We start from the raw sequence: 25,867 nt of genomic DNA, 5'->3' as shown, positions 1-25,867 counted from the left end.
CCGGGACAACCGGCGGCCCGGCAGTCGCTCACCCGCAGCGGGAATGGCCGCAGCTGGGGCAGGTCAGGCAGCCCTCGATCATCCGCATCCCCGGCACGCCGCAGGCCGGGCACGAAGGGCCGGCGGCGATGGCCGTGCCGCCTGCCACCGGGTCGGTCTTGGGGGCCGCGCCCTCGCCGGACAGGAAGCCGATGGCGATCATGTGGCGCTCGATCACCCCGCCGATGGCGGCGAGGATCGAGGGGACGTAGCGCCCCTCCATCCAGGCGCCGCCGCGGGGGTCGAACACGGCCTTCAGCTCCTCGACCACGAAGCTGACGTCGCCGCCGCGGCGGAACACCGCGGAAATCATCCGGGTCAGCGCCACGGTCCAGGCGTAATGCTCCATGTTCTTCGAGTTGATGAACACCTCGAACGGGCGGCGGCGCCCGGCTTCCTCGATGTCGTTGACGGTGATGTAGATCGCGTGTTCGCTGCCGGGGAACTTCAGCTTGTAGGTGGCGCCGTCCAGGGCGACGGGGCGGTCCATCGGCTCGGCCAGCAGCTCGGGCGCGGCCGGCGCGGGGGCGGGCTTGTCCACCGACAGCACGGACCCCGTGACCTCGTTCGGGCGATAGGTGGTGCAGCCCTTGCAGCCCTGGTCCCAGGCGGCCAGATACACGTCCTTGAACGCCTCGAAGGAAATATCCACCGGGCAGTTGATGGTCTTGGAAATCGAGCTGTCGACCCATTCCTGCGCCGCCGCCTGCATGGCGACGTGGTCCAGCGGGTCCAGCACCTGCGCATCGACGAACCAGTCGGGGAAGGGCGCGGCGCCCATGCGCTCGCGCCACAGCTGCGCGGCGTAGTCGACCACCTCTTCCTTGGTGCGGGTGCCGTCCTTCTGCAGCACCTTGCGGGTGTAGCTGTGGGCAAAGACCGGCTCGATCCCGGAGCTGACGTTGCCAGCGTAAAGGCTGATGGTGCCGGTGGGTGCCACGCTGGTCAGCAGCGCGTTGCGGATGCCGTGGGTGCGGATGGCCTCGCGCACATCCGTGTCCATCTTCTGCATGAAGCCCGAGGCCAGATAGCGCTCGGCGTTGAACAGCGGGAAGGCGCCCTTTTCGCGGGCGAGCTCGACGCTGGCCAGATAGGCGGCGCGGGCGATGCGGTGCATCCACTGCCTTGTGGCCTCGGCCGCGGCGGGGGCGCCATAGCGCAGCCCGACCATCATCAGCGCATCCGCAAGCCCCGTGACCCCCAGCCCGATGCGGCGCTTGGCCTGCGCCTCGGCCGCCTGCTCGGGCAGCGGAAAGCGCGAGGCATCGACCACATTGTCCATCATCCGCACCGCGGTCGCCACCAGCTCGTCCAGAGCGTCAAGGTCCATCCCGGCCTCGGGGCCGAAGGGATCGCGGATCAGCCGCGCCAGGTTGACCGAGCCCAGCAGGCAGGCGCCATAGGGCGGTAGCGGCTGTTCCCCGCAGGGGTTCGTGGCAGCGATTTCCTCGGCATAGCCCAGGTTGTTCATCTGGTTGATGCGGTCGATGAAGATCACCCCCGGCTCGGCGTAATCATAGGTCGCGCGCATGATCCGGTCCCACAGGTCGCGGGCGCGGATGGTGCGATAGGTCTTGCCGCCGAACACTAGCGGCCAGTCGGCATCGGCCTTCAGGGCTGCCATGAAGGCGTCGGTCACCAGCACCGACAGGTTGAACATGCGCAGCTTGGCGGCGTCCTGCTTGGCGGCGATGAAGCTTTCGATGTCGGGGTGGTCGCAGCGCATCGTCGCCATCATCGCGCCCCGGCGCGAGCCCGCCGACATGATGGTGCGGCACATCGCGTCCCACACGTCCATGAAGGACAGCGGCCCCGAGGCATCCGCCGCCACCCCCTTCACCTCGGCCCCGCGTGGGCGGATGGTGCTGAAATCATAGCCGATGCCGCCGCCCTGCTGCATGGTCAGCGCGGCTTCCTTCAGCGCCTGGAAGATGCCTTCCATGCTGTCGGGGATGGTGCCCATGACGAAGCAGTTGAACAGCGTCACCGAGCGCCCGGTGCCGGCGCCCGCCATGATCCGCCCGGCAGGCAGGAAGCGGAAATCCTCGAGCGCGGCGTAGAAGCGCGGCTCCCACGCGGCGGGATCGGCCTCGACCGAGGCGAGGTCGCGGGCGACGCGGCGCCAGCTGTCCTCGACCGAGCCGTCCAGCGGCTGGCCGTCGGCGGCGCGCAGGCGGTATTTCATGTCCCAGATCTGTTCGGCGATGGGGGCGGCGAAGCGGTTCATCCGGGCGTCCTGTGGTCTGTCTGCGGGGATACCCTCATGCACCGCCCGGGGCCGCGGGGCAAGCGTCCTCGGGTATCCGCCGGTGTCCGCGGGGTGCGCGGCATTTTTACCCGTAGCTAAATCTTAGTGTTTATGTAGGTCATAGAGGCGGATGTTTTTGAACGAGGTTTCCATGCGCCATCTGTCCAGACCTGCCCGTGTCGCCCGCCATATGGCCCGGCTTGCCTGCCTGCCCGCCCTGGTCGTTGCCGGGGCCGCGCTGGCCTCGGCGCCCGGCGAGGTCAAAACCGGCCCGCAGACGGCCGGGGTCTCGGGCGCGATCCACCACGAGGCGCCGCGGGTGCGGCCGATGACGGCGCTGACCTATGAGGTGTTCGAGGCAACGGTGGAACACGCGGACCTGGCCGAATGTCCGGCTGCGCTGGCGCATGAGGGGCGGTTCTGCCGGCTGGTGCTGCAGAACGATGCGCTGCACGTGTTCGCTTTTGCCGAGGATGGCGACCAGCCGCTGCAGGCGCTGGTCGAATACCCGATAGAGGCGATCCGCTTTCCCGACTGAGCCCGCGCGACCTATCCCGGCCGGTGCGTCTGACGCAGCGCGCGGCGGTTGATCTTGCCGGTGGGGGTGCGGGGCAGGGCGTCGATGCGGATGTATTCGCGCGGCTGCTTGTAGCGCGCGAGCGAGGTTTCCGCAGCCTCGCGCATCGCGTCCGCCGTGGCCGTGCCGGTCCAGAAGGCGGCGATGATCGAGGCGCCGCTGGCCACCGGCAATTCCGTCACCGCCACGTCGCCCGCGCCGGGGACGGGGGCCAGCGCATCCTCGACCTCGGCCGGGGCGACGCGATAGCCGCCCGCGTTCATCATGTCGTCGGCGCGGCCCAGCGTCGAGATCGCCCCGTCCGCGGCCGCGACGGCAAGATCGCCGGTCAGGAACCACTCGCCATGGAACCTTTCTGCGGTTTCCTCGGGCTGGTCGAGGTATCCCAGAAACAGTCCCGGGTCCGAACGGTGGACGGCCAGCACCCCCGCTTCGCCCGCCGGCAGCGGCTGGCCCTCGGGCGAGAGGATCGCGACCCGCCGCCCGGGCTGCGGATAGCCGGCCGAGCCCTTGGGCGCCGGACGGGCGGGCGAGCCGGAGAGGAAGGTCGAGCATTCCGACATCCCCATCGCCTCGTGCAGGTCGGTGCCGGTGCGGGCCTGCCACGCCCGGCGCAGTTCCGGGTCCAGCCGCTCGCCCGCGGCCAGCCCGTGGCGCAGGTCGGGCAGGGCGGCCCAGTCGGCGCGCAGCATCCGGCGGAACACCCCGGGCGCGGCGGCGATGATGCTGGCGCCGTGACGCCGCGCGAGCAGCGGGATCTGCTCGATCGCGGTGCCCTCGGCCGGAATCAGCGCGGTGGCGCCAAGGGTCCAGGGGTCCATCAGCCCGGTGCCGAGCGTGAAAGTCCAGTTGAAGGCGCCCGCGTGCAGCAGCCGGTCGCTGGCGCGCAACCCGTACCAGCCCTCGAACATCATCGCCCGCGCCAGAATCGCCCGATGCGCATGCATCACCGCCCGCGGCCGCCCCGAGGTCCCCGAGGTATAGACGATATAGGCCAGCCGCTCGGGGTCGCCGCGCTGGAAATCCGCCGGGGGCAGGCTCGCCATCGCGGCAAGCTCGGCCGCGGACAGCCGCGGCGTGTCGTCGGCGGGCAGGGGCACGCCCGCGCCCGCGACGACCAGCGCCGGGCGGATGTCGCCGGAAATGCGGGTGATCTCGGCCTCGGTCAGCATCGCCGAGGTGGGAACCGGCACGATGCCCGCGGCGATGCAGGCGAGATAGGCGACGGGAAACGCCGGCTCGTTGCCGATGCGCAGCAGCACCCGATCGCCCGGCCGTAGCCCGCGCTCGCGCAGCCCGGTGGCCGCGCCCAGCACCGCCGCGCGCAGCCGCGCGTGCGACCAGCGGTCGGCGCGGGCGGGCGAGATCACCGCCAGCGCCAGCCGGTCGGGCGTGGCCAGCCCCGCGTTCAGGACATGTTCGGCAAGGTTGAAAGGCGGCATGGCGGAACCGATGCGATCAAACGGGAAGGGTACGGGCGAAGCCGCGGGCGGCGCCCCCACCTGATCCGCGCCTGCATATGTCGGGAATGCAGGCCGGGGGAGGGCAGGCTTTGGGGTGCAGGGGAGGGCTGGCGCGGCCGGCAAGGGCGGCTGCGGCGGGGCTGCAATGGAAAACGGCCTGCGCTGCCGCAGGCCGTCGCGTCAGGCGGCAGCGCGGGCGCGGCGGCGCCCCGCGGCCGGAAGGCCCTGCGGTTCCGGGATCAGAGCAGTTGCAGATCCGACGCCGAGGCGCGGCCGTCGCGGCCCGACTGCAGCTCGTACTGGATCTTCTGGTTGTCGTTAAGGCCGGTCAGCCCCGCCCGCTCGACCGCGGAAATATGGACGAACACGTCCTTGCCGCCATCATCGGGCGCGATGAAGCCGTAGCCCTTGGTGGCATTGAACCATTTGACGGTGCCGGTCGCCATGACCCTGTCTCCTTCAGTATCCCGGCGGCGAGATTGCCGTCCGGGCCGAGCAGCCCTTTCGCAGTCCGGCTGCCCCGTGAAGGGAGGCGGTAGAAAGTATCGCTCACGCGGATGAGAGGATGAACGATTCGCTCGCAAACGCAAGCGCAGATTTCAAGCGCAACCCCGGGAAGACCGCCCCACGCGCGCTTTTCCGCCGGCGCCGCGCCCCCAGCCGGGGCCAGCCCCGACCACGGCCGCGACCTCGTTCGCTGAACCAATCCACCGGATTGTTTTCCGGGCGCGCTCAAGCCCCTTGGATCGCCCGAAACGCAGCTGGAGATTCGGGCGGTCCCAAATATCCTCGGGGGGAGTCGCCGCAGGCGACGGGGGGCAGACAGCCCCCCTGCCACAGCGACGCCGCGCCGCGCCGGAATCCCGGATCAGCCGCGCAGATCGGGCGGCGTGGCCTCGGCCGCAAGCGCTGCCAGCGCCTCGTCGAACGGCAGCGATTCGGAGCCCTGCCGGTCCAGCCGGCGGATCGAGACGGTCCGCTCGGCGACCTCCTTCATCCCCACCGCCATGATTGCCGGCACCTTGGCGACGGAATGTTCGCGCACCTTGTAGTTGATCTTTTCGTTGCGGGTGTCGGCCTCGGCGCGGATGCCGGCGGCTTGCAGCGCGGCCACCACCTCGTGCACGTAATCGTCGGCGTCGGACACGATCGAGGCCACCACCACCTGCCGCGGCGCCAGCCAGAACGGCAGCTTGCCGGTGGAGTTCTCGATCATGATGCCGATGAAGCGCTCGAAACTGCCCAGCACCGCGCGGTGCAGCATGATCGGGCGGTGCTTGGCACCGTCGGCGCCGACATATTCCGCGCCCAGCCGTTCCGGCAGGTTCGGGTCCACCTGCAGCGTGCCGCATTGCCAGTCGCGGCCGATGGCGTCGCGCAGCACGAACTCCAGCTTCGGGCCATAGAAGGCGCCCTCGCCGGGGAACAACTCGTAGTCATAACCGGCGGCACGGCAGGCATTCCCCAGCGCCGCCTCGACCCGGTCCCAGCTCTCGTCGGAACCGATGCGCTTTTCGGGGCGGGTGGACAGCTTGATGCGCCAGCCCTCGAAGCCGAGGTCGGCATAGATCGCGGCCAGGAACTCGATGAACTTCTTGGTTTCGGCCTCGATCTGCTCTTCGGTGCAGAAGATATGCGCGTCGTCCTGGGTGAAGCCGCGCACCCGCATGATGCCGTGCAGTGCGCCCGAGGGCTCGTAGCGGTTGCAGGACCCGAACTCGGCCATGCGCAGCGGCAGGTCGCGATAGGATTTCAGCCCGTGGTTGAAGATCTGCACGTGGCAGGGGCAGTTCATCGGCTTCAGCGCGTTGACGGTCTTGGTCTTGGCGTGATCCTCGTCGACCTCGACGATGAACATGTTTTCCTGGTAGTTCTCCCAGTGCCCTGATTCTTCCCACAATTTCCGGCTGACCACCTGCGGGGTGTTCACCTCGACATAGCCGCCCGCGCGCTGGCGGCGGCGCATGTAGTCCTGCAGCGTGGTGTAGATGCTCCAGCCGTTGGGGTGCCAGAACACCTGGCCCGGGGCTTCCTCCTGCATGTGGAACAGGTCCATCTCGCGGCCCAGCTTGCGGTGGTCGCGCTTGGCGGCCTCTTCCAGCATGGTCATGTGGGCCTTGAGCTCGTCGCGGTTGCGGAACGCCACGCCATAGATGCGCTGCAGCATCGGCCGGGTGTTGTCGCCCAGCCAATAGGCACCGGCGACATGGGTCAGCTTGAAGGCGTCGGCGGGCAGTTGCCCGGTATGCTGCAGATGCGGGCCGCGGCACAGGTCCTGCCAGTCGCCGTGCCAGTACATCCGCACGTCCTCGCCCGCGGGGATGCGGTGGATCAACTCGACCTTGAAGGGCTCGCCCGCGGCCTCGTAATGGGCAAGCGCCCGGGCGCGGTCCCAGATCTCGGTGCGCACGGGGTCGCGCGCGGCGATGATCTGCTTCATCCGCGATTCGATGGCGCCGAGATCGTCGGGGGTAAAGGGCTCCTCGCGGTCGAAGTCGTAGAACCAGCCGAAGTCGCGCACCGGGCCGATGGTGACCTTGACGTCGGGCCACAGTTCCTGCACCGCGCGGGCCATGACGTGGGCGAGGTCGTGGCGGATCAGTTCCAGCGCCGGGGCCGCGTCCTTCATCGTGTTGATGGCGATGGTGCCGTTTTCCGTCAGCGGCCAGGCAAGGTCGACGTGGCGCCCGTCCACCGCGGCGCTGATCGCGTTCTTGGCCAGGCTGGGCGCGATCGAGGCCGCCACCTGCGCCGCCGTGGTCCCGGCGGGATAGTCGCGGACGCTGCCATCGGGAAAGGTGAGGGAGATCTGGTCGGCCATGCTGGCTCCTCGTCGGTCTGGCGCCCACGGAACGCCCGGTTGCGGGTTATCGGGTTGCTTTGCAGGCTGGGGCGGCTGCTGTCAATGTGGCGAGAGGTTGCTGCGTGGCGACCCGGGCTGCGCGCCCCGGACCCCGCGGGATATTTGGGTGATGAAGAAGGAGTTCGGGATGTTTCAGGCGGCGACGGGGCGGCGGCTGGCGTTTGAGCGGGTCGAGGGGCGGGGACCGGGTGTGGTGTTCCTGCATGGGTTCAAGTCGGACATGGGCGGGACAAAGGCCGTCGATCTTCAGGCGTGGTGCCGCGGGCAGGGGCGGGCGATGCTGCGCTTCGACCTCTCCGGCCACGGGCAAAGCGGCGGCGCGGTCGAGGATTTCGGGGTCGGCGACTGGCTCGAGGATGCGCGCGAGCTGATCGACGCGTTGGCGCCGGGGCCGCAGGTGCTGGTCGGCTCGTCGCTGGGCGGCTGGCTGGCGCTGCTGCTGGCGCGGGAACGGCCCGAGCGGTGGGCCGGGCTGGTCACCATCGCCGCAGCGCCGGATTTCACCCGGCGGATGCAGGGCGAGTTCACCGAGGCCGACCGCGCGGCGCTGGCGCGCGACGGCCATGTCACAAGGCCAAGCGATTATGGCGAGGATTACGTGTTTTCCGAGCGCCTGTTCCGGCAGGGCGCCGAGCACAGTGTCTTTGCTGCGCCGCTGGCGCTGCCGATGCCGGTGCGGTTCCTGCAAGGCACTGCCGACGCGGATGTGCCGATGGCGGATGCGCTGCGGCTGCTGGACCATGCCGAGGGGCCGGACATCCGCCTGACGCTGGTACGCGGCGCCGACCACCGCTTCAGCGCCCCGGCCGAGCTGGCGCTGATCCGCGACGCGGTGGTCGGGATCTGCGCGGCGGCCGGCTGAGGGACGGTCAGCCGCGCAGCGGGACGGCGGCGCGCAGCCGCCGCCCCAGCACCGGCAGGATCAGGATCACCAGCACCGCCGCCTGCGCCGCCAGTGGCTCGGCGACCGGGAACAGGCCGAACCACAGCTGCAGCCAGTCGCGGTCGGGGAACCACGAAACCGGCGTCGCGCTGATCAGGGCCGCGGTCTGCAAGCCGCGGATGCCGGCGCCGACCAGCATAACCGCCAGCACCGCCAGCAGCACCGAGGTCACCCGGAAGAACACCCCCAGCGGCAGCCGCCGCCCCGAGGCGAGCAGCGCCCAGCCCGCCGCCAGCGCGGCGCCCCCGCCCAGCACCAGCCCGCCCAGCACCGGCAGGGGGGCGGCATCGACCAGCAGCGCCTCGTAGAACAGCACCGTCTCGAACCCCTCGCGGAAGACGACGAGGAAGGCCAGCATCGCCACGGTCCCCGCGGTCAGCCCGGCGGCAAGGCGCTGGCGCAGCCGCGCGACATGGCCGCCGCCGGCGTTGAGGCCGAGCACCATCCAGACCAGCACCACCGCGGCGACCAGCGCGGTGCCGCCCTCGATCGCCTCGCGCGCCAGCGTCGAGATCGAGAACAGCCACCTTGCCCCGGCCCAGAGCGCAAAGCTCGCCGCCAGCGCCAGCGCCACGCCGCCGCCGATGGCGCGGCGATAGCGGGCCGGGTCGGCGCCCTCGGCCCGCAGCGCCGCCATCAGCGCGGCGAGGATCAGCACCGCCTCGAGCCCCTCGCGGAACAGGATCGCCGAGGATTGCAGCACCGCGCCGGTGGCCGAGAGCGGCGTCTCGATCTTGGCGCGGGCCTCAGTGAGGTCGGCCTTGATGCCGGCGATTTCGGCCGCCAGCGCGTCGGGCGCGGCGTGGTCCGCGACCAGCCGGCCGAGGCCAGGGCGGGCGGCGGTGCCCTCCCAGAACCTTGCCTCGAGCCGCAGCGCCATCGACGGCGCCCGCGGCACCAGCCGCTGCTCGATGTCGGGGTCGAACCATGAATAGGCCTCGAGCCGCTTGAGTTCCGCCTCGGCCCAGTCGCCCGAGCCCGCGACCAGCGCCAGCTCGTCCAGCGCGGCGGGCAGGGCGTCGACCGCCGCGGCATAGCCGCCGGCCGCCACCTCGGCCCCGAAGGCGCCGTCGATCAGCGCCAACGCCTCGTTCACCAGCGGTTCGACGCCGTCGGCCTTGGCGTCCATCACCGCCTTGGTTTCGGCCAGCAGCGCAGCCAGCCGCTCGGCCGCGGCACGGTCCGCCATGCCCGGGGCGAGGTCGCCGAGGATCAGCGCGGCGCGGTCGCGGAACAGCCGCGCCTCGTGGTATTCGATCGGCTGGCTGATCTCGCCATCGCGGACGCCGTCCTTGTATTCCACCCAGACCAGCGCGGTGAAGCGGCGCAAAAGCCGGGCGCGTCGCAGCTGCTCCTCGGGCGAAAGCGCGACCGGGGCATAACCCGAGAGCTGCGCGGCCACCGCGTCCAGCGCCGCCGGGTCGTCGGCGGCGCGGGCGAGGTCGGCATCGATGGCCGCGACGGCCTCGGGTCCCAGCCTCTCGGTCAGGTTGCCCCGCAGATAGGCGACCAGCCCCTCGATGCGGCCGCGGTCGCCGGCATATTGCACCCAGCGGTCGCCGGCGGCGTCCTCGGCCGCGCGGGTCAGCGCCAGCCGCAGTTCCGAGGCGGCGACGGTCAGCAACTCCGCCTCGACCGCGTCGCGGGCGGCGGCGGGGTCCAGCTGCCCCTCGGACAGCGCCTTGACCGCCAGCACCGCGGCGGTGTCGCCCGAGGCGCGGGCATAGTCGCGGATGTTGAGCCAGCCCGAGGCCGCCGCGGCATCGCCCGCCGCCAGCGCCGCCAGCGCATGGTCGCGGGAAGTGGCCATCAGCCGGGCCCAGAGCAGCTGGCGCTGCCGCGCCGCCTCGGGCGCGTCGCCGGCCGCGGCTGCCGCGGCATGGTCGGCCAGCGCCTGCGCCGCATCGCCCGGCCCGAAAGCGGCCGCCGCCCCGTCCCAGGCCGCGCGCATGGTGCCGAGGCGGGTGGCGATCTCGGCCTCGCGCTCGGGCGTGGTCTGGCGGTAGAGCAGCCGCTCGATCCGCCCGGCCTCGCTGCGCAGCGTCTCGGCGGCGGACCAGGGGGTGTCGGCCAGCGCCGGGCCGGCGATCAGGCAGAGAAGAAGGACCAGCAGTCTCACCGCGCTTGCTCCGGCAGGTCGGCCGAGAGCTCGGCCAGGGTGAAGGACGGCACCGGCAGGGTGCGGCGCAGGTTCTGGTAGATCAGGTCCGGCAGCGCCACCCGGTAATGCAGCTGCGCCGTCAGCCTGAACGGGCCTTGGGCATCTGGGGGCAGGGGAATGTCGTAGCCTACCAGCTCTTCGCCGCGGGGCGGGATCGGCTTGCGCACCCACTCCACCCGCGCGGTGGCAAAGGTCAGGTGGCCGGTGATCCGCTGGCCCTTGTTGTCGAGGAAATGTTCCAGCCAGGCCACCGCCTGCGGATCCTCGACCCCCAGCCGCTCGGCATCGCCGCCCGAGCGGAAGATCTCGGCGCCGGTGGCGTCGGTCAGGTGGATTTCCAGCCACATGTGCTTCTGGTCGTTGACCCCGGTCGGCAGGTTGTGGCCGGCACCGAGGTTCTGCACCGCGAGCTCGACATGCAGCCCCTCGGCGGTGGCGGTGGTGCCGCGCAGCTCGAGCCCGGCGGCGGTCCTGAGGAACTCGGTCGTCTGCCGCGCCTGTTCGGCCAGCGTCGCCTGATTGAGGTCGCGGTCCACCCCGGGCAGCAGCCCGCCGCGCAGCACGCTCAGCGTGTCGCCCAGCGAGGTGTCGGTCATCACGTGGTTGGCGCCGATGAAGCGGTGCGAATAGCGCGCAGGCTTGTCCAGCCTGCCTTCACGCAGCGCCATCACCTGCGCGGCCGGGTCGTCGGCCATGTGGCAGTCCTGGCAGGTGACGCCGTTGCGCGCATACCAGCTGTCGCGCCATTCGACGAAGGTGGACTGCACGTCCTGCCGTGTCTCGGCGCGGGACATCGACAGGTCGTAGGCCTCGGTGTGGCAGGCGCCGCAGATCTCGGACCCGGCCAGCAGTTTCGTGGTGTCGGGGGCGCCGTAGGCGGCCAGATGCGCGCGTGGATCGGCCAGCAGCGCCGCGCCCTGCGGGCCGTCGCGCTCGGCCTCGGCGCGGTCATAGGCCAGCGTCAGGGCGCCGTTGCCTTCGACCGGGTCGGCATGGGTGGCGGTGTGGCAGGCGATGCAGCTGACCCCTTCGGTCAGCGCATCGGCCGGGGGGACGGCGACATGGCGGGTGACGCGGCCGGCCAGCATCTCGCCCGGGGCGTGGCAGCCCTCGCAGAACCGGCCCTGCTCGGCGCCGTGGCGCAGCAGGTCGACATTGGCGTCCACGGTGGCTTCATAGATCAGGTCGCGGTCGGCGGCGGCGTGCAGCGAGCCGGCCCATTCCTCGAACTCGGTCCGGTGGCAGCTGCCGCATTCGGCCGAGCTTGGCAGCCGCGCGGGGTCGGTCATCCGGCCGGTGGCGCTTTGCATCCGCGAGGGCCAGAACGGGCGGTCCTCGCCGGTCTCGTCGGGGCCGAAGGGCAGCGAGTAATAGGGCACCGCCGCCAGCGCCACTCCGGTCGGCTGCGGCGCCGGGGCTAGGGCGGCGTAAAGCCCCAGCCCCGCAGCCGCGGCCAGCGCGGCAAGGGCCAGCGGCCGGATGTGATAGCGGAACTGCGTCTTCATGGCTGCCCCCAGGCCCAGTGGCGCAGGCCGAGATGCAGGACGAACCCGGCCGCCGCCGCCCAGCTGCCCCAGAGATGCAGGAAGGACAGCGCCTCGGTCACCTCGCGCGGCCAGAACCAGACCACGCCGGCGATCCAGGCGCCCGCCGGCAGCGACATGGCGACCCCGGTCGCCAGCACCAGCACGAAGGCGGCCAGCAGCGCCCAGGACAGGATGGTGAAGCCGCGGCGCTGGCTATGCGCCAGCCCGGTCGGCAGATGCCGGACCAGCCACGGCACCAGCAGGACCAGCAGCACCAGCCCCCCGGCAAGATGCGCCAGCACCACGATCGCGTCCTGCGGCCACAGCCACAGCGCCAGCCCCGACACGAACAGCGCCGCGAACAGCGCCGTCTGGATGCCCGAGCGCAGGTTGCCGCCGCGCGGCGGGGCATGGCTGATGGGGGTGATGGCAAGGGGGGCGGGATGGCGGATGGCTTGTCCCATGATGTCCGTCCTGAAAGCTGCGGGGACGGGCCGGCCGGTCCGCCCCCCAAATCCGAAACCCCGCGGTGGGGCTGCTGTCCGGCCCGCCGCGGGGGCCGTATCCACGGCCCGCGCCCGGGCCGTTGCGCCGTGGTCCGAAGCGCCGGTTGCGGCCCCGCGTCCCGGGGCAGCATCGGCGGGCTGGACCACATTCCATTCCGCGGCGCCAGTATGCGCCCCCAGCCTGCGACCCTGCGCCGCGCCTTGGGGCGATCGTCCGACCGGGGTTGCCGGGCCGCGCGGTTGTTCGCAGTCCGCCCGCCCGGCCCGGGATCAGCTCTTGATGTCCACCCCGTGCTTGGCCGCGGCCTGCAGCACCTGCGCGACGATGCGCTCGGCCAGGTCCTGGGCCTCGGCCCCCAGCGCGTCGGCTTCCTCGGGCGAGAACGTGTCGCCCTGTTCCTCGCGGCCGCGGGTGTCGGCGATCAGCGCCAGCAGTTCCTCGAACCCGCCCGAGATCGAGCTGTCGAGCGCCGGGTCGTCGGCCGCGACCACCGGCGAGATGGCCGAGCGGTACATCCGCTCGCAGCCCGACATGATGCCGGTCACGTCGACGAGGCGGCTCTGCGCGACAAAGGCCGCGCTGTCGCCGCCGAGGAACTGCGATTCCTTCCACTCGCCGAAATAGTCGCCGACCGTGGGCGTCATCGTCACCACCGCGGTGAAGGCGTCGTCGCGGTTCGGCTCCCACGCCTTCATGTCGGTTTCCAGCGCGGTGGCCCATTCGACCATGCCGCGGGCGGCGCCGACCGCCAGATTGGCGTCGAACAGCACCTCGCCGCGGCCGGTCTGGCCGTCGCCGTCCAGATCGGCGGCCTGCTTCACATGCGCCTCGTCAGTGCCCCAGAACAGCGGCTCGGTGATCGAGTGGAACAGGCTGCCGGGGCGTTCCAGCACGGTGCCGTCGGGCAGTGTCAGGTCGTATTCGGCCACATCCTCGGCCTCGGTCCCCGGGTTCCCGGCGTCGAGGATGAGGTCGTATTTCGCGGTCGAGGGGATGCCGGCGACGATGCCCTCGATGGTCTCGTACTGGTTCGAGGCCGCCAGCCAGTGCGCGCGCAGATCCTTGACCGCGGTGGCCAGCTTCGGCCCCTCGGCCTCCCACGCCTTGGCGTAGTCGCCGCCATGGGCGTCGATGATGGCGGCGTAGCCCTCGGCCGTCGCCTGCATCTTCTGCGCCTCGGCGATCAGCGCGGCGTTGTGTTCGAGGGTGAAGGCCTTGACCTCGGCCAAGCCCTCGGCCTCGGTCGCGGCCTGTGCGGCGCTGCCAAGGGCGAAAAGCGCGGCCAGCGCGGTCATCGTGCGGATCGCCTGCATGATGGATTCCTTGTGCCGGTCCCGGCGGGTGACGGGACGCTGTGACGGGACGGATTCGGGAGGAAAAAGTAGAGTGATTCGGTTGGTCTTGTCTATAAGAACCGGCGACGCGGGTTCCTGCGGTTGAGCGGCGAAGGCGGCGAAAACTCCGGGATTTCCGCGGCTACGCCGGTTCTGCGGCGATTTGTCCGCCCCGGCGCGGGGCGGGTCAGCGGCAGGCTGATGTGCAGCCTGGCACGTCGCGCAGCAGCGTGGCGATCGAGACCGGCGATGGAAATATGTCGGGGCTGCATCCGATCCTGCGTCCTCTTTTGTCGTGCTGGCGGGGGATGTCCGGTGCCTGACAAAAAACGCTTGGATAAGGACGAGGGCCTCGTAACGTGGAGGACAAACCCCTGTCAACCGCCCGGGCGGGGCGACGGGGGTTGGTGGTCGGGGCGTGGCATAGTAAGGACAGCCCGGCCGGCCCGGCAGTGCGGCCGGGATCATGACAAGGACAAGGGCGGACCGCCGGGACAGCGTTCCCGGACCGGCGGCGCCCGTGGTTTGGAACATGCAGGACCTTGATTCGGCACACAGGCTTTCGGTTGCGCCCATGCTCGACTGGACCGACCGCGCCTGCCGCGGCTTCCACCGTCGGCTCAGCCGCCGGGCGCTGCTGTATACCGAGATGGTGACCGCGCCGGCCGTGATCCACGGCGACCGGGCGCGGCTCTTGGACCACGATGCGGCCGAGCATCCGGTGGCGCTGCAGCTGGGCGGCTCGGACCCGGCCGAGCTGGCCGAGGCGACGCGGATCGCGGGCGACCGCGGCTATGCCGAGATCAACCTGAACGTCGGCTGCCCCAGCGACCGGGTGCAGTCCGGCTGTTTCGGGGCGGTGCTGATGAAGACCCCGGCGCTGGTCGCCGAATGCGTGGCCGCGATGCAGGCGGCCAGCCCCGTCGAGGTGACGGTGAAATGCCGCATCGGCGTCGACGACCAGGACCCGGCCGAGGTGCTGCCCAGCTTCCTGTCTGTGCTGGAACAGGCCGGCGTGCGCCGCGTCATCATCCACGCCCGCAAGGCCTGGCTGCAGGGGCTGAGCCCGCGCGAGAACCGCGAGATCCCGCCGCTGGACTATCCGCTGGTCCACGCGATGAAGGCGGCCTTCCCGCGGCTGCGCCTGTCGATCAACGGCGGCATCGGCTCGCTGCAACAGCTGCGCGAGCATCTGGCGGTGATGGACGGGGTGATGGTCGGGCGCGCCGCCTATCACGAACCCTGGGCGATCCTGGGGCAGGCGGATGCGCTGTGGGGCGAGACCCCGCCGTTTTCCGACCCGCTCGATGCGGCGCGGGCGATGCGCGGGGAGATCGCCCGCCATCTCGAGCGCGGCGGGCGGATGCACCAGATCACCCGCCACATGCTGGGGCTGTTCCACGGCCGCCCCGGCGCGCGGGCCTGGCGGCGGATTCTTTCGGAACGCGGCAGCAGCGGCGGGCTGGCGGATTACGATGCGGCGCTGGCGGCGGTCGAAGGCGACGCAGCGTAGCGCTGCGGCGTTGCGCGCGGGGGTTTTTCACCCCCGCACCCCCGGAGGATATTTTGGCACGGAAGAAATGCCTTTCTGCGGGGGGGAGAAGCAGGGATGCGGTGGGCGGTTCAGTGAGGTTGGCCCGGGGGGCGTCTGACTGCGGCCAGCGCGAAGGAAAAAATGCCTTTCCGCGGCGGAGGACGGAGGCGCGCGGGCGGTTCGGCGGGTTTGCCCGCGGGCAATCTGACTGCGGCTGGCGCGACAGAAGAAATGCCTTTCCACGGCGGAGGCGCGGGGGGCGGTTCGGCGGGGTTTGCCTGCGGGCGATCTGACCTCGGCCGGCACGGGGAAGAAGCCCCGCCCTGTGGTGCTGGCCTTGCCGTGGCGGGCACGCTATGGGCGCGCGGTCTTGCGTGAGGTTTCCGATGACCGTGACTGCCCTGTTGCCCTATCTGGCCGCGCTGCTGCTGGCCGGCGGTTTCGCCGGGATCCTGGCCGGGTTGCTGGGGGTCGGCGGCGGCATCGTGCTGGTGCCGGCCTTCGTCGCGATCCTGACCGCGGCGGGCTATGGCGGGCCGGATGTGATGCAGATCTGCCTGGCGACCTCGCTGGCGACGATCTTCGTCACCTCGATCCGCTCGGTGCTGGCGCATCACCGCAAGGGCGCGGTGGAGTGGCAGATCCTGCGGCTCTGGGCGCCCTGGATCATGCTGGGCGCCATGGCCGGCGTCTGGCTGGTGTCGCGGCTGGGCACCCGCGAGTTGCAGATGATCTTTGCGGTGCTGGTGTTCGTGGTTGCCAGCTACATGCTGTTCAGCCGGGCCGAGTGGCGGCTGGCCGAGACCCCGCCCACGGGCGCGCGCCGGGCCGGGATGGCCGGGACCATCGGGCTGGTCGGCGTGCTGCTGGGGATCGGCGGCGGCTCGCTGGGGGTGCCGATGCTGACCCTGCACGGGCGGCCGATCCACCGCGCGGTGGCGACGGCGGCGGGGTTCGGGGCGGTGATCGCGCTGCCCTCGGTGCTGAGCTTCCTGTTCGTGCCGGCGCGCGCGGCGCCGCCGGGCACCCTCGGCTCGGTCAATCTGCCGATGTTCAGCATCGTGATCGCGATGACGCTGCTGACCGCGCCCTTGGGCGCCACGCTGGCGCATGGGGCGAACCCGCGGCTGCTCAAGCGGCTGTTTGCGCTGTTCCTGATGGCGGTGGCGCTGAACATGCTGCGCAAGGCGCTGCTTTAGGCCTTTTCGGTCGCCTTGGCGGCGTTCCACAGCGCGTCCATTTCATCGAGCGTCGAGTCCTCGGGCCGGCGTCCCTGCGCGGCCAGCGCCGATTCGATCGACTGGAAGCGGCGGGTGAACTTGGCGTTGGCGGCGCGCAGGGCTTCCTCGGGGTCGATGTCCAGGTGGCGGGCGAGGTTCGCCATCACGAACAGCAGGTCACCGAACTCTTCGGCCAGATGGGCGGGATCGGCGCCGGCCTGCGCCTGCACCAGCTCGGCGGTTTCCTCGGCCAGCTTGTCCAGCACCTGCGCCGGGCCCGGCCAGTCGAAGCCGACCCTTGCGGCGCGGTTCTGCAGCTTGACGGCCCGGGTCAGCGCCGGCAGCCCCAGCGCCACCCCCTCCAGCACGCCGCGCTCGGCGCGGGCGGCGCGTTCCTGCGCCTTGATCGCCTCCCAGTCGCGGACCTGCTGGGCGGCGGATTTGTCGCGCGATTCGTCGCCGAACACATGCGGATGCCGCGCCACCAGCTTGTCCGAGATCGCCCGCGCCACATCGGTGAAATCGAACATCCCCGCCTCGGCGGCCATCTGCGCGTGGAACACCACCTGCAGCAGCAGGTCGCCCAGCTCTCCGGGCAGTTCGTCCCAGGCTTGCCGGGCGATGGCGTCGGCGACCTCATGCGCCTCTTCGATGGTGTAGGGGGCGATCGAGGCGAAATCCTGCTCGATATCCCAGGGGCAGCCGGTCTGCTTGTCGCGCAGCGCCGCCATGATGGCGATCAGGCGCTGGATTTCGGCGGCGGCGTCGGAGGTGTGCGGCATGGGGCCCTCGAGGTGTCGGGAAGCTGCGGGGGAAAAAGACACGAGGGCCGCGGGAAAGTCCACCGCGCTTGCCCGGCGCGGCGGATGCCGGGATCGTGAACTTGCAGGGCGGGAAACCCCGGCCCGGACGCGGCGGCCGGGGTCGCCGGGGTTTCTGGACAAGCCGGGGGCGCGCGACTAGGTTCTGCGCCAATCTTCCGGGCGGTCTGTCGCGCCCGGCCCTCGACTGGCAACCTGCACAAGGACCCCGCGCCCCATGCTGATCACCCCTGCCTTTGCCCAGGCTGCGGCCCCCGCCGCCGGCGGCGGCGCCGCATTCGCCCAGTTCATCCCGCTGATCCTGGTCTTCGCGATCATGTATTTCCTGATCATGCGGCCGCAGCAGAAGAAGATGTCCCAGCACCGCGCCATGGTCGCGGCGCTGAAAAAGGGCGACAACGTGATCACCCAGGGCGGCATCTTCGGCAAGGTCGTCGCCGTGCGCGATGAAGATGTCGATGTCGAGATCGCCCAGGGCGTGCGCATCCGCGTGGTCCGCTCGACCATCGCGCAGGTGGTGGACCGGACCGGCGCCCCTGTCGCCGCCAACGGCTGAGCAGGCGGGCCGCGCATGGTTCAGATCTCTGCCTGGAAACGCATCGTCATCGTCGGGCTGATCCTGCTGGGACTGCTCTATGCGATGCCCAACCTGTTCTATCAGCGGGTCGAATCGCATAACGACGCCGTGGTCGCGGCCGAGCGCGCCGGGTTCGAGACCCCGGAACAGGCCGCCGCCCGCAGCCTGTGGCCCGGCTGGCTGCCCTCGTCGCTGGTCAGCCTGGGGCTGGACCTGCGCGGCGGCGCGCATCTGCTGGGCGAGGTCAACACCGCCGAGGTCTATGCCTCGCGCATGACGGCGCTGTGGCCGGAACTGCGCGACGCGCTGGCCGAGAGCCGCGACGTGATCGGGCCGGTGCGCCGGGTCAAGGGCCCGGCCGACCAGCTGCTGGTCGAGATCGGCAACCCCGACCAGATGGCCCGCGCGGTGGAAATCGCCCGCAAGCTGGCCGCGCCTGTGACCTCGCTGACCGGGGCCGGGGCCTCGACGCTGGACATCACCGCGCAGGGCAGCACGCTGGTCGTGCAGCTCTCGGCTGCCGAAAAGGCCGCCACCGACGACCGCACCATCCAGCAGTCGCTGGAGATCGTGCGCCGCCGCGTCGACGAGGTCGGCACCCGCGAACCCACCATCCAGCGCCAGGGCAAGGACCGCATCCTGATCCAGGTGCCGGGCATCGGCTCGGCCGAGGAGCTGAAGGCGCTGATCGGCACCACCGCGAAACTGACCTTCAACCCGGTGATCGGGCGGGGCACCGACCCCAACGCCTCGCCGGGGCTGGGCAATATCGTCGTGCCCGCCATGGACGAGCCCGGGGTCTACTACACCCTGGCCGAGGCCCCGGTGGTCACCGGCGAGGATCTGACCGACGCCCGCCCCAGTTTCGACCAGAACGGCGCTCCGGCGGTTGATTTCCGCTTTGGCCCGCAGGGCGCGCGGCGGTTCGGGGCCTATACCTCGGCCAATGTCGGGCAGCCCTTTGCCATCGTGCTGGACAACCAGGTGATCTCGGCGCCGGTGATCCGGCAGGCGATCACCACCGGCTCGGGGCAGATCTCGGGCGCGATGGACGTGGCGGAATCGAACCAGCTGGCGGTGCTGCTGCGCGCCGGCGCCCTGCCGGCCGAGATGACCTTTCTTGAAGAACGCACCATCGGCCCGGAGCTGGGGCAGGATTCGATCGACGCCGGGCGCAAGTCGGCGATGATCGCCACGGTGCTGGTCGTTGGCTACATGATCGCCAGCTACGGGCTGTTCGGGGTATTCGCCTCGGTCGCGGTGATCACCAACGTGATCCTGATCCTGTCGATCATGTCGGCGATGGGGGCCACGCTGACCCTGCCGGGGATCGCCGGCATCGTGCTGACCGTGGGCACCGCGGTCGATGCTAACGTCATCATCTATGAACGCATCCGCGAGGAACTGCGCGCCGGAAAGACCGTGGTCAAGGCGATCAACGACGGCTTCGGCGAGGCGATGAGCGCGATCATCGACGCCAACCTGACCACCTTCATCGCCGCGCTGGTGATGTTCTTCCTGGGGTCGGGGCCGGTCAAGGGCTTTGCGGTGACGCTGACCATCGGGCTGATCACCTCGGTCTTCACGGCGATCTACTTCACCCGGCTGATGATCGTGATGTGGCTGGAATGGCGCAAGCCCAAGACGCTGATTCTGTAAGGGGACGACCGACATGGCATTCCGTCTGAAACTCGTCCCCGACGAAACCCACATCGACTTCTTCCGCTGGCGCTGGCTGACCAACGGCGTGTCGATCGTGGCGATGATCGTCTCGGTGATCTTCATCGTGACGATGGGGCTGAACTTCGGCATCGACTTCAAGGGCGGCACCACCATCCGCACCGAAAGCTCGAACGCCTTCGAGGTGGCCGAGTATCGCGAGGCGCTGAGCGGGCTGAACCTGTCCGACCTGTCGATCACCGAGGTCTTCGACCCGGGCTTCGGCCCCGACCGCCACGTCGCCCAGATCCGCATCGGCACCGAGAACGAGACCGGCTCGGTCACCCCCGAAGAGCTGAACCGGATCGAGTCGGCGCTGAAGGTGGTCGATCCGCAGGTCACCTTCGCCTCGGTCGAATCGGTGGGGCCCAAGGTCTCGGGCGAGCTGATCAAGACCGCCCTCTACGCGGTGGGTGCGGCAACGATCGGGATCCTGCTGTATATCTGGCTGCGCTTTGAATGGCAGTTCGCGGTCGGGGCGGTGGTGGCGCTGATCCACGACGTGCTGCTGACGGTCGGCATCTTCGCGGCGTTCCAGATCCGCTTTGACCTGTCCACCATCGCGGCCTTGCTGACGATCCTGGGCTATTCGGTCAACGACACGGTGGTTGTGTTCGACCGGCTGCGGGAAAACCTGGTCAAGTTCAAGACCATGCCGCTGATCGACGTGATGAACCTGACGGTGAACGAAACCCTGTCGCGCACGGTGATGACCGGGGTCACCACCGCGCTGGCGCTGGGGGCGATGCTGATCTGGGGCGGCGACGTCATCCGCGGCTTTGTCTTCGCGATGTTCTGGGGCGTCGGCGTCGGGATCTATTCCACCGTCTACCTGGCCAAGAACATCGTGCTGTCGCTGGGCGTGCGCCGCGACTGGGACAAGCCCGTCCGCGGCGAAAAGAAGGAGCTGGACGAGCTGTCCGGCACGCCCTTCCAGGACGCGCCCTGATGGCCGAGATGCAGGACACCGACTATGGCGGCGCGACCCCGGTCGACGGCTACGGGCCGGGGTTCTTCCGCGCCGGCGGCCAGGTCCACCGCAGCGCGCTGATCGTCACCGCCGAGGGGGTTCAGCCCTGGGGCGGGCTTGACGATACTGCCGCACTGCTGGCGCTGGCCGGTCAGGTGGACGTGCTGTTCCTGGGGCTGGGCGGGCAGGTCGCGCACCCGCCCCGGGCGCTGGTGCAGACGCTCGAGGCCGCCGGGATCGGGGTCGAGCCGATGACCAGCCCCACCGCCGCGCGCTGCTACAACGTCACCCTGGCCGAGGGGCGGCGCGTGGCCTGCGCGCTGATCCCGGTCGAGCCGCTCGACTAGGGCGCGGGCGGTGGCGCCGCTGCTGCAGGTCCAGGGCCTGGCCGTGTCGCGCGGCGGGCGCCGCGCGGTCGAGGGGGTGGATTTCACCCTGTCTTCCGGGCAGGCGCTGATCCTGCGCGGCCCCAACGGCATCGGCAAGACCACGCTTTTGCGCACCGTCGCCGGGCTGCAACCCGCCGCCGCCGGCCGGGTCGAGGCCGACCCCGACGCCATCGCCTATGCGGCCCATGCCGACGGGCTGAAAGCCGCGCTGACCGTGACCGAGAATCTCGAGTTCTGGCGGCTGGTGTTCGGCGGCCCCCCCATCGCCGCCGCCATCGAGGCGATGGATCTGGGCGCGCTGGTCGAGCGCCCGGCGGCGATGCTGTCGGCCGGGCAGAAGCGCCGGCTGGGGCTGGCGCGGCTGCTGGTCACCGGCCGCAAGGTCTGGGTGCTGGACGAGCCCACCGTCTCGCTGGACGCGGGCTCGGTGGCGCTGTTCGCGGATGCGGTGCGCCGGCATCTGGCGGGCGGCGGCGCGGCGCTGATGGCGACCCACATCGACCTGGGCCTGCCCGAGGCGCAGGTGCTGGACCTCGGCCCCTTCCGCGCCGCGGGCGAGCCGGTCCGCAGCCGCGCCCCGGCCAGTTTCGACGAGGCGTTCGGATGAGTGCGGTTGTGCTGGCGTCGCCGTTGCAGCGGGGGTTTTGCACCCCCGCACCCCCGCAGGATATTTATGAACCGCCCGAAGGAGGGCTGGAGGGGCGCGGGATGTCCTGCGTTCCTGCCGATCCGCTCTCTGGATGCCTTCGGGATGAAGCAGCTGAAGGGAGCCGCGCATGATCGCCCTGCTCATGCGCGACTTGCGGCTGGCCACGCGGGCGGGCGGGGGATTCGGGCTGGGGCTCGCGTTCTTCCTGATCGTCTGCACGCTGGTGCCGTTCGGCGTCGGGCCGCAGGGCGGCACGCTGGCGCTGATCGCGCCGGGGATCCTGTGGGTGGGGGCGTTGCTGGCCTGCCTGCTGTCGCTCGACCGCATCTTTGCGCTGGACTGGGAAGACGGCAGTCTCGACCTGCTGGCCACCGCGCCGCTGCCGCTGGAAGGCGCGGTGCTGGTCAAGGCCGCCGCGCATTGGATCACCACCGGCCTGCCGCTGGTTGCCGCCGCGCCGGTGTTCGGCATCCTGCTGCACCTGCCCGGCGCCGCCCAGCCCTGGCTGGTGGCGGCGCTGGCGCTGGGGACGCCGGCGCTGTCGATGCTGGGCGCCTTCGGCGCCGCGCTGACCGTGGGGCTGCGCCGCGGCGGGCTGCTGATGTCGCTGCTGGTGCTGCCGCTTTACGTGCCGACGCTGATCTTCGGGGCCGAGGCGGTGCGCCGCGGCGCCGCCGGCGGCGACGGCACTACGCCGCTGGTGCTGCTGGCCGGGATCACCATGGCGGTGCTGGCGGCGATACCTTTCGCCGCAGCCGGTGCCCTGCGGGTCAACTTGCGGTAAGGGGGCTTCACGCCACCCCGACGCCAAGCTAGAGAGCACGCCATGTCGATCTGGGAATACGCCAACCCCGTCAAGTTCATGCGCGTCTCGGGCGCCGCGCTGCCGTGGATTGCCGCGGCGGCGGCGATCTGCCTGCCTGCCGGGCTGGTCTGGGGCTGGATGACACCCGAGGACTACAAGCAGGGCTCGACCGTCAAGATCATGTTCCTGCATGTGCCCGCCGCGATGATGGCGATCAACATCTGGGTGATGATGCTGGCGGCCTCGCTGATCTGGCTGATCCGGCGCCACCATGTCAGCGCGCTGGCCGCCCGCGCCGCTGCCCCCATCGGCGCGGTGATGACGCTGGTCGCGCTGGTCACCGGCGCGGTCTGGGGGCAGCCGATGTGGGGCACCTGGTGGGAATGGGACCCGCGGCTGACCTCGTTCCTGATCCTGTTCCTGTTCTATCTGGGCTACATGGCGCTGTGGGGCGCGATCGAGAACCCTGACAGCGCCGCCGACCTGACCGGGGTGCTGTGCCTGGTCGGCTCGGTCTTTGCGCTGCTGTCGCGCTATGCGGTGAATTTCTGGAACCAGGGGCTGCACCAGGGCGCCTCGCTGTCCATCGCCCCGGGCGAGCGGATGAGCGCGGTCTACAAATATCCGTTGTATCTGTGCATGCTGGGATTCTTCCTGCTGTTCCTGACGCTGCTGCTGGTGCGCACCCGGACCGAGATCCGCCGCCGCCGCACCGCCGCCCTGCTGGCCCGAGAGGTGCGCGCATGATGATCGAGCTTGGCCGCTACGCCGTGCCGGTGCTGACCGCCTGGGGGATTTCCGCGGTGCTGATCGTCGGGCTGATCGTGCAGACGCTGGCTGCCAGCGCCCGCGCCCGCCGCGCGCTGGAGGAGGTCGAGCGCCGTGGCTAGGATTTCACCGCTTGCATTCATCCCGCCGGTGATCTTCGCCGGGCTGGCCGCGATGTTCCTGTGGGGCATGGGGCGCGACGACCCGAATGCGCTGCCCTCGACCCTGATCGGGCAACCGGCGCCGCCGGTGTCGGGGACCACGCTGCCCGGCAAGACCCAGCTGACCGACGCCGACCTGCGCGGCAATGGCGTGGTGCTGGTCAATTTCTGGGCCAGCTGGTGCCCGCCCTGCCGGGCCGAGCATCCCACGCTGACCGCGCTGGCCGCTGAAGAGGGCGTGACCGTGGTCGGCATCGACCTCAAGGACCCGGAACCCGCGGCGCTGCGCTTTCTGGCCGAGCATGGCGATCCTTTTGCCAGGCTTGCCACCGACCCGTCAGGGCGCACGGCGATCGAATGGGGCGTGACCGCGCCCCCGGAAACCTTCATCCTCGATAACGAGGGCCGCGTGCTGCACCGCCACGCCGGGCCGCTGGTGCGCGAGGACTACACTAATCGCTTCCGCCCCGAGCTGGACAAGGCGCTGGCTGCGGATCGGTAAGATGGGGGCTTTGCCCCCGTCCCTTCGGGACTCCCCCAGGATATTTAGGAACCGCCCGAAGCGCATGAGTTTCGGGCGGTTTTCAAGTATCCGCGGGGCTGGCGAACGCCCGGGAAGCGGTCCGGTGGACTGTGTTCCGTGAGCAGGGGCCGCGCCCTAAAGGCTCCAGGCCGCGCGGGCGCAGACAGTCCCGTCCGACATTTCCCGTTGAACGCGAGGGGGGTGCGGGCCACTCTGCCAGCACGAGTTGCAAGGGGAGGGGACCATGACACGACACGGACCGATGCTGCTGGCGCTGCTGCTGGGCAGCGTGCAGATGGCCGCGGCGCAGCAGGTGACCGATGCGATCGCGCCCGAGGCCGAGACCGCGCCCGCCGTGCAGGCGGATGAATTTGGCCCTTTGGGCGAGGCGGCGCGCGCCGCGCTGGCCGCCAAGGCCGAGGGTCGCGCGGTTGCCGGCAAGGACTGGATGGTGGCCGCCGCGCATCCGCTGGCGGTCGAGGCCGGCGTCCGCGTGCTGGAACAGGGCGGCAGCGCCGCCGATGCGATGATCGCGGTGCAGGCGGTGCTGGGGCTGGTCGAGCCGCAAAGCTCGGGCCTCGGCGGCGGGGCGTTCCTGGTCTGGTATGATGCGGCCACCGGGGCGCTCACCACGCTGGACGGGCGCGAGACCGCGCCGCGCGACGCCACGCCGACGCTGTTCCTTGGCCCCGATGGCGAGCCGATGAAGTTCATGGAGGCGGTGGTCGGCGGCCGCTCGGTCGGCACCCCCGGCACCCCGGCCTTGCTGGAAGAGGCGCATCGCCGCTGGGGCCTGATGAACTGGGCCGGGCTGTTCGACGACCCGATCCGGCTGGCCGAACTGGGCTTTACCGTGTCGCCCCGTCTGGCCGAGCTGGTCGCGGCCGAGGGTGAGGCGCTGCGCGGCGACCCGGCCACCAGCGCGTATTTCTTTCCCGGCGGGCAGCCGGTCGCGGCCGGGCAGGTGCTGACCAACCAGCCTTACGCCGACACCCTGCGGGTGCTGGCCCGGCAGGGGGCTGACGGGTTCTATCGCGGCCCCATCGCCGAAAGCATCGCCGCCACGGTGCGCGGTGCCACCGGCAATCCGGGGCTGCTGTCCACTGCCGACCTTGCGGCCTATCGGGTGATCGAGCGTCCGGCGGTCTGTATCGAATACCGCGCGCATGACATCTGCGGGATGGGGCCGCCGTCCTCGGGCGGGCTGACGGTGGGGCAGATCCTCGGGATGCTGGGCGGCTATGACCTTGCTGCGCTGGGGGCGGAAAGCCCGGAAAGCTGGCGGCTGATCGGCGATGCCTCGCGGCTGGCCTTTGCCGACCGCGAACGCTACATGGCCGACCCCGACCATGTGCCGGTCCCGACCGCGGGGCTGGTCGATCCCGCTTATCTGGCCGAGCGTGGCAAGCTGCTGGCCGGCGACGACAGCCTGCCCGAGGTCGCCGCCGGCGCGCCGGGCTGGACCCATGCGGCGCTGTGGGGGCAGGACGAATCGCTGGAACTGCCCTCGACCACGCATATCTCGATCGTGGACAGCCACGGTAACGCCCTGTCGATGACCACCACCATCGAGAACGGTTTCGGCGCGCGGCTGATGACCAATGGCTTCCTGCTGAACAACGAGTTGACGGATTTTTCCTTCCGCACCCATGACGACGCCGGCGCGGTGATCGCCAATGCGCTGGCGCCGGGCAAGCGGCCGCGGTCCTCGATGGCGCCGACCATCGTGATGAAGGACGGCAAGCCCGCGATGGTGGTGGGCTCCCCGGGCGGCAGCCGCATCATCGGCTATGTTGCCCGTGCGATCATCGCGCAACTGGACTGGGGCATGGACCCGCAGCGGGCGGTGGCCGCGCCCAATATCCTCAACCGTTTCGGCAAGATGGAGGTCGAGCCGGGCCGTGCCCCTGAACTGGCCGCCGAGCTGGTGTCGCTGGGGTTCGAGATTGATGAGGAGAGCGCCCAGACCTCGGGGCTGCAATCCATCGTGATCACGCCCGACGGGTTGCAGGGCGGCGCCGACCCGCGGCGCGAAGGGATCGCCATCGGCGGCTGAGACCCGCTCCATCG

General features: G+C 70.6%; 23 protein-coding genes. 14 read left to right on the top strand and 9 right to left on the bottom strand.

The window, feature by feature from the left end; genetic code table 11:
- Positions 1–28: 28 nt before the first annotated feature.
- Complete coding sequence (locus tag BUB57_RS10780; protein ID WP_073066685.1) at positions 29–2,266, bottom strand: adenosylcobalamin-dependent ribonucleoside-diphosphate reductase; 2,238 nt, start codon at positions 2,264–2,266, stop codon at positions 29–31.
- A 157-nt stretch (positions 2,267–2,423) separates the two neighbouring features.
- On the opposite strand from BUB57_RS10780, the gene BUB57_RS10775 reads away from it, so the two are divergent.
- On the top strand, positions 2,424–2,825 hold the full coding sequence (locus BUB57_RS10775; protein ID WP_143159700.1) for a hypothetical protein: 402 nt from the start codon (positions 2,424–2,426) through the stop codon (positions 2,823–2,825).
- A gap of 11 nt (positions 2,826–2,836) precedes the next feature.
- Here BUB57_RS10775 and BUB57_RS10770 read toward each other — a convergent pair whose 3' ends face one another.
- The 3 genes from BUB57_RS10770 to thrS form a co-directional block, all read right to left on the bottom strand.
- Positions 2,837–4,306, bottom strand: coding sequence for a class I adenylate-forming enzyme family protein (locus BUB57_RS10770; RefSeq protein WP_073066679.1), 1,470 nt, complete (start codon positions 4,304–4,306; stop codon positions 2,837–2,839).
- A 260-nt stretch (positions 4,307–4,566) separates the two neighbouring features.
- Positions 4,567–4,773 (bottom strand): cold-shock protein, encoded by a 207-nt coding sequence (locus BUB57_RS10765; RefSeq protein ID WP_073066676.1) that lies wholly within the window; start codon positions 4,771–4,773, stop codon positions 4,567–4,569.
- A gap of 422 nt (positions 4,774–5,195) precedes the next feature.
- Positions 5,196–7,148: a threonine--tRNA ligase gene (gene thrS, locus BUB57_RS10760; protein ID WP_073066673.1), complete on the bottom strand. Its 1,953-nt coding sequence runs from the start codon at positions 7,146–7,148 to the stop codon at positions 5,196–5,198.
- A 151-nt stretch (positions 7,149–7,299) separates the two neighbouring features.
- Here thrS and BUB57_RS10755 point away from each other — a divergent pair, with 151 nt between their 5' ends.
- The gene (locus tag BUB57_RS10755) at positions 7,300–8,052 is read left to right on the top strand and encodes an alpha/beta fold hydrolase (RefSeq protein ID WP_073066670.1); all 753 of its coding nucleotides are present in this window, start codon (positions 7,300–7,302) and stop codon (positions 8,050–8,052) included.
- Positions 8,053–8,059: 7 nt separating this feature from the next.
- On the opposite strand, the gene BUB57_RS10750 is transcribed toward BUB57_RS10755, so the two are convergent.
- The 4 genes from BUB57_RS10750 to BUB57_RS16780 all read right to left on the bottom strand — a co-directional run bounded on the left by BUB57_RS10750 (position 8,060) and on the right by BUB57_RS16780 (position 13,640).
- The gene (locus tag BUB57_RS10750) at positions 8,060–10,252 is read right to left on the bottom strand and encodes an FTR1 family protein (RefSeq protein ID WP_073066667.1); all 2,193 of its coding nucleotides are present in this window, start codon (positions 10,250–10,252) and stop codon (positions 8,060–8,062) included.
- Positions 10,249–11,799: a multiheme c-type cytochrome gene (locus tag BUB57_RS10745; protein WP_073066663.1), complete on the bottom strand. Its 1,551-nt coding sequence runs from the start codon at positions 11,797–11,799 to the stop codon at positions 10,249–10,251. The genes BUB57_RS10750 and BUB57_RS10745 overlap by 4 nt, the downstream gene beginning before the upstream one ends.
- A complete protein-coding gene (locus BUB57_RS10740) occupies positions 11,796–12,284 on the bottom strand; it encodes a DUF4405 domain-containing protein (RefSeq protein ID WP_073066660.1) in 489 nt (162 codons plus the stop codon). Before BUB57_RS10740 ends, BUB57_RS10745 begins: the two co-directional genes overlap by 4 nt.
- 312 nt (positions 12,285–12,596) lie before the next feature.
- Positions 12,597–13,640, bottom strand: coding sequence for an imelysin family protein (locus tag BUB57_RS16780; RefSeq protein ID WP_073066657.1), 1,044 nt, complete (start codon positions 13,638–13,640; stop codon positions 12,597–12,599).
- A gap of 553 nt (positions 13,641–14,193) precedes the next feature.
- On the opposite strand from BUB57_RS16780, the gene dusA reads away from it, so the two are divergent.
- Entirely contained in the window at positions 14,194–15,174 is a 981-nt protein-coding gene (gene dusA, locus BUB57_RS10730) for a tRNA dihydrouridine(20/20a) synthase DusA (RefSeq protein WP_073066654.1), read from the top strand.
- A gap of 407 nt (positions 15,175–15,581) precedes the next feature.
- Positions 15,582–16,394, top strand: coding sequence for a sulfite exporter TauE/SafE family protein (locus BUB57_RS10725; RefSeq protein WP_073066652.1), 813 nt, complete (start codon positions 15,582–15,584; stop codon positions 16,392–16,394).
- Here the strand turns inward: BUB57_RS10725 and mazG are convergent.
- The gene (mazG, locus tag BUB57_RS10720) at positions 16,391–17,197 is read right to left on the bottom strand and encodes a nucleoside triphosphate pyrophosphohydrolase (protein WP_073066649.1); all 807 of its coding nucleotides are present in this window, start codon (positions 17,195–17,197) and stop codon (positions 16,391–16,393) included. The genes BUB57_RS10725 and mazG overlap by 4 nt on opposite strands.
- Positions 17,198–17,453: 256 nt before the next feature.
- Between mazG and yajC the strand changes: the two genes are divergently transcribed.
- From yajC to ggt, 10 genes are all read left to right on the top strand, one after another.
- On the top strand, positions 17,454–17,792 hold the full coding sequence (gene yajC, locus BUB57_RS10715) for a preprotein translocase subunit YajC (RefSeq protein WP_073066646.1): 339 nt from the start codon (positions 17,454–17,456) through the stop codon (positions 17,790–17,792).
- Between the two features lie 15 nt (positions 17,793–17,807).
- Positions 17,808–19,472, top strand: a complete 1,665-nt coding sequence (secD, locus tag BUB57_RS10710) for a protein translocase subunit SecD (RefSeq protein ID WP_073066643.1) — start codon at positions 17,808–17,810, stop codon at positions 19,470–19,472.
- Positions 19,473–19,485: 13 nt separating this feature from the next.
- On the top strand, positions 19,486–20,481 hold the full coding sequence (gene secF / locus BUB57_RS10705) for a protein translocase subunit SecF (RefSeq protein ID WP_073066640.1): 996 nt from the start codon (positions 19,486–19,488) through the stop codon (positions 20,479–20,481).
- Positions 20,481–20,849 carry an Mth938-like domain-containing protein gene (locus tag BUB57_RS10700; RefSeq protein WP_073066637.1) on the top strand — a complete coding sequence of 123 codons (369 nt, stop codon included), beginning with the start codon at positions 20,481–20,483 and terminating at the stop codon, positions 20,847–20,849. The genes secF and BUB57_RS10700 overlap by 1 nt, the downstream gene beginning before the upstream one ends.
- Positions 20,850–20,859: 10 nt before the next feature.
- The gene (gene ccmA, locus BUB57_RS10695; protein ID WP_407670352.1) at positions 20,860–21,498 is read left to right on the top strand and encodes a heme ABC exporter ATP-binding protein CcmA; all 639 of its coding nucleotides are present in this window, start codon (positions 20,860–20,862) and stop codon (positions 21,496–21,498) included.
- Between the two features lie 169 nt (positions 21,499–21,667).
- Positions 21,668–22,324 carry a heme exporter protein CcmB gene (ccmB, locus tag BUB57_RS10690; protein WP_073066634.1) on the top strand — a complete coding sequence of 219 codons (657 nt, stop codon included), beginning with the start codon at positions 21,668–21,670 and terminating at the stop codon, positions 22,322–22,324.
- Between the two features lie 42 nt (positions 22,325–22,366).
- Positions 22,367–23,092 carry a heme ABC transporter permease gene (locus tag BUB57_RS10685; RefSeq protein ID WP_073066632.1) on the top strand — a complete coding sequence of 242 codons (726 nt, stop codon included), beginning with the start codon at positions 22,367–22,369 and terminating at the stop codon, positions 23,090–23,092.
- Positions 23,089–23,235 carry a heme exporter protein CcmD gene (gene ccmD / locus BUB57_RS10680; protein WP_200796444.1) on the top strand — a complete coding sequence of 49 codons (147 nt, stop codon included), beginning with the start codon at positions 23,089–23,091 and terminating at the stop codon, positions 23,233–23,235. The genes BUB57_RS10685 and ccmD overlap by 4 nt, the downstream gene beginning before the upstream one ends.
- Entirely contained in the window at positions 23,228–23,776 is a 549-nt protein-coding gene (locus BUB57_RS10675; RefSeq protein WP_073066629.1) for a DsbE family thiol:disulfide interchange protein, read from the top strand. Before ccmD ends, BUB57_RS10675 begins: the two co-directional genes overlap by 8 nt.
- Positions 23,777–24,041: 265 nt before the next feature.
- Positions 24,042–25,853 (top strand): gamma-glutamyltransferase, encoded by a 1,812-nt coding sequence (ggt, locus tag BUB57_RS10670; RefSeq protein WP_073066626.1) that lies wholly within the window; start codon positions 24,042–24,044, stop codon positions 25,851–25,853.
- Positions 25,854–25,867 lie beyond the last annotated feature (14 nt).

The sequence above is a fragment of the Paracoccus solventivorans genome (genome assembly GCF_900142875.1).
GTDB lineage: Bacteria > Pseudomonadota > Alphaproteobacteria > Rhodobacterales > Rhodobacteraceae > Paracoccus > Paracoccus solventivorans.
The sequence above is the reverse complement of the archived record's forward strand: the minus strand, read 5'-3'. Positions and strand labels throughout refer to the sequence as shown.

Coding starts and splice junctions, on each gene's coding strand:
- thrS (WP_073066673.1), bottom strand. CDS start 7,148: ATGGCCGACCAGATCTCCCTCACCTTTCCCGATGGCAGCGTCCGCGAC.
- secF (WP_073066640.1), top strand. CDS start 19,486: ATGGCATTCCGTCTGAAACTCGTCCCCGACGAAACCCACATCGACTTC.
- secD (WP_073066643.1), top strand. CDS start 17,808: ATGGTTCAGATCTCTGCCTGGAAACGCATCGTCATCGTCGGGCTGATC.
- BUB57_RS10685 (WP_073066632.1), top strand. CDS start 22,367: ATGTCGATCTGGGAATACGCCAACCCCGTCAAGTTCATGCGCGTCTCG.
- BUB57_RS16780 (WP_073066657.1), bottom strand. CDS start 13,640: ATGCAGGCGATCCGCACGATGACCGCGCTGGCCGCGCTTTTCGCCCTT.
- ccmB (WP_073066634.1), top strand. CDS start 21,668: ATGATCGCCCTGCTCATGCGCGACTTGCGGCTGGCCACGCGGGCGGGC.
- BUB57_RS10780 (WP_073066685.1), bottom strand. CDS start 2,266: ATGAACCGCTTCGCCGCCCCCATCGCCGAACAGATCTGGGACATGAAA.
- yajC (WP_073066646.1), top strand. CDS start 17,454: ATGCTGATCACCCCTGCCTTTGCCCAGGCTGCGGCCCCCGCCGCCGGC.
- BUB57_RS10725 (WP_073066652.1), top strand. CDS start 15,582: ATGACCGTGACTGCCCTGTTGCCCTATCTGGCCGCGCTGCTGCTGGCC.
- BUB57_RS10755 (WP_073066670.1), top strand. CDS start 7,300: ATGAAGAAGGAGTTCGGGATGTTTCAGGCGGCGACGGGGCGGCGGCTG.
- ccmD (WP_200796444.1), top strand. CDS start 23,089: ATGATGATCGAGCTTGGCCGCTACGCCGTGCCGGTGCTGACCGCCTGG.
- BUB57_RS10745 (WP_073066663.1), bottom strand. CDS start 11,799: ATGAAGACGCAGTTCCGCTATCACATCCGGCCGCTGGCCCTTGCCGCG.
- dusA (WP_073066654.1), top strand. CDS start 14,194: ATGCAGGACCTTGATTCGGCACACAGGCTTTCGGTTGCGCCCATGCTC.
- BUB57_RS10700 (WP_073066637.1), top strand. CDS start 20,481: ATGGCCGAGATGCAGGACACCGACTATGGCGGCGCGACCCCGGTCGAC.
- BUB57_RS10765 (WP_073066676.1), bottom strand. CDS start 4,773: ATGGCGACCGGCACCGTCAAATGGTTCAATGCCACCAAGGGCTACGGC.
- ggt (WP_073066626.1), top strand. CDS start 24,042: ATGACACGACACGGACCGATGCTGCTGGCGCTGCTGCTGGGCAGCGTG.
- BUB57_RS10740 (WP_073066660.1), bottom strand. CDS start 12,284: ATGGGACAAGCCATCCGCCATCCCGCCCCCCTTGCCATCACCCCCATC.
- BUB57_RS10770 (WP_073066679.1), bottom strand. CDS start 4,306: ATGCCGCCTTTCAACCTTGCCGAACATGTCCTGAACGCGGGGCTGGCC.
- mazG (WP_073066649.1), bottom strand. CDS start 17,197: ATGCCGCACACCTCCGACGCCGCCGCCGAAATCCAGCGCCTGATCGCC.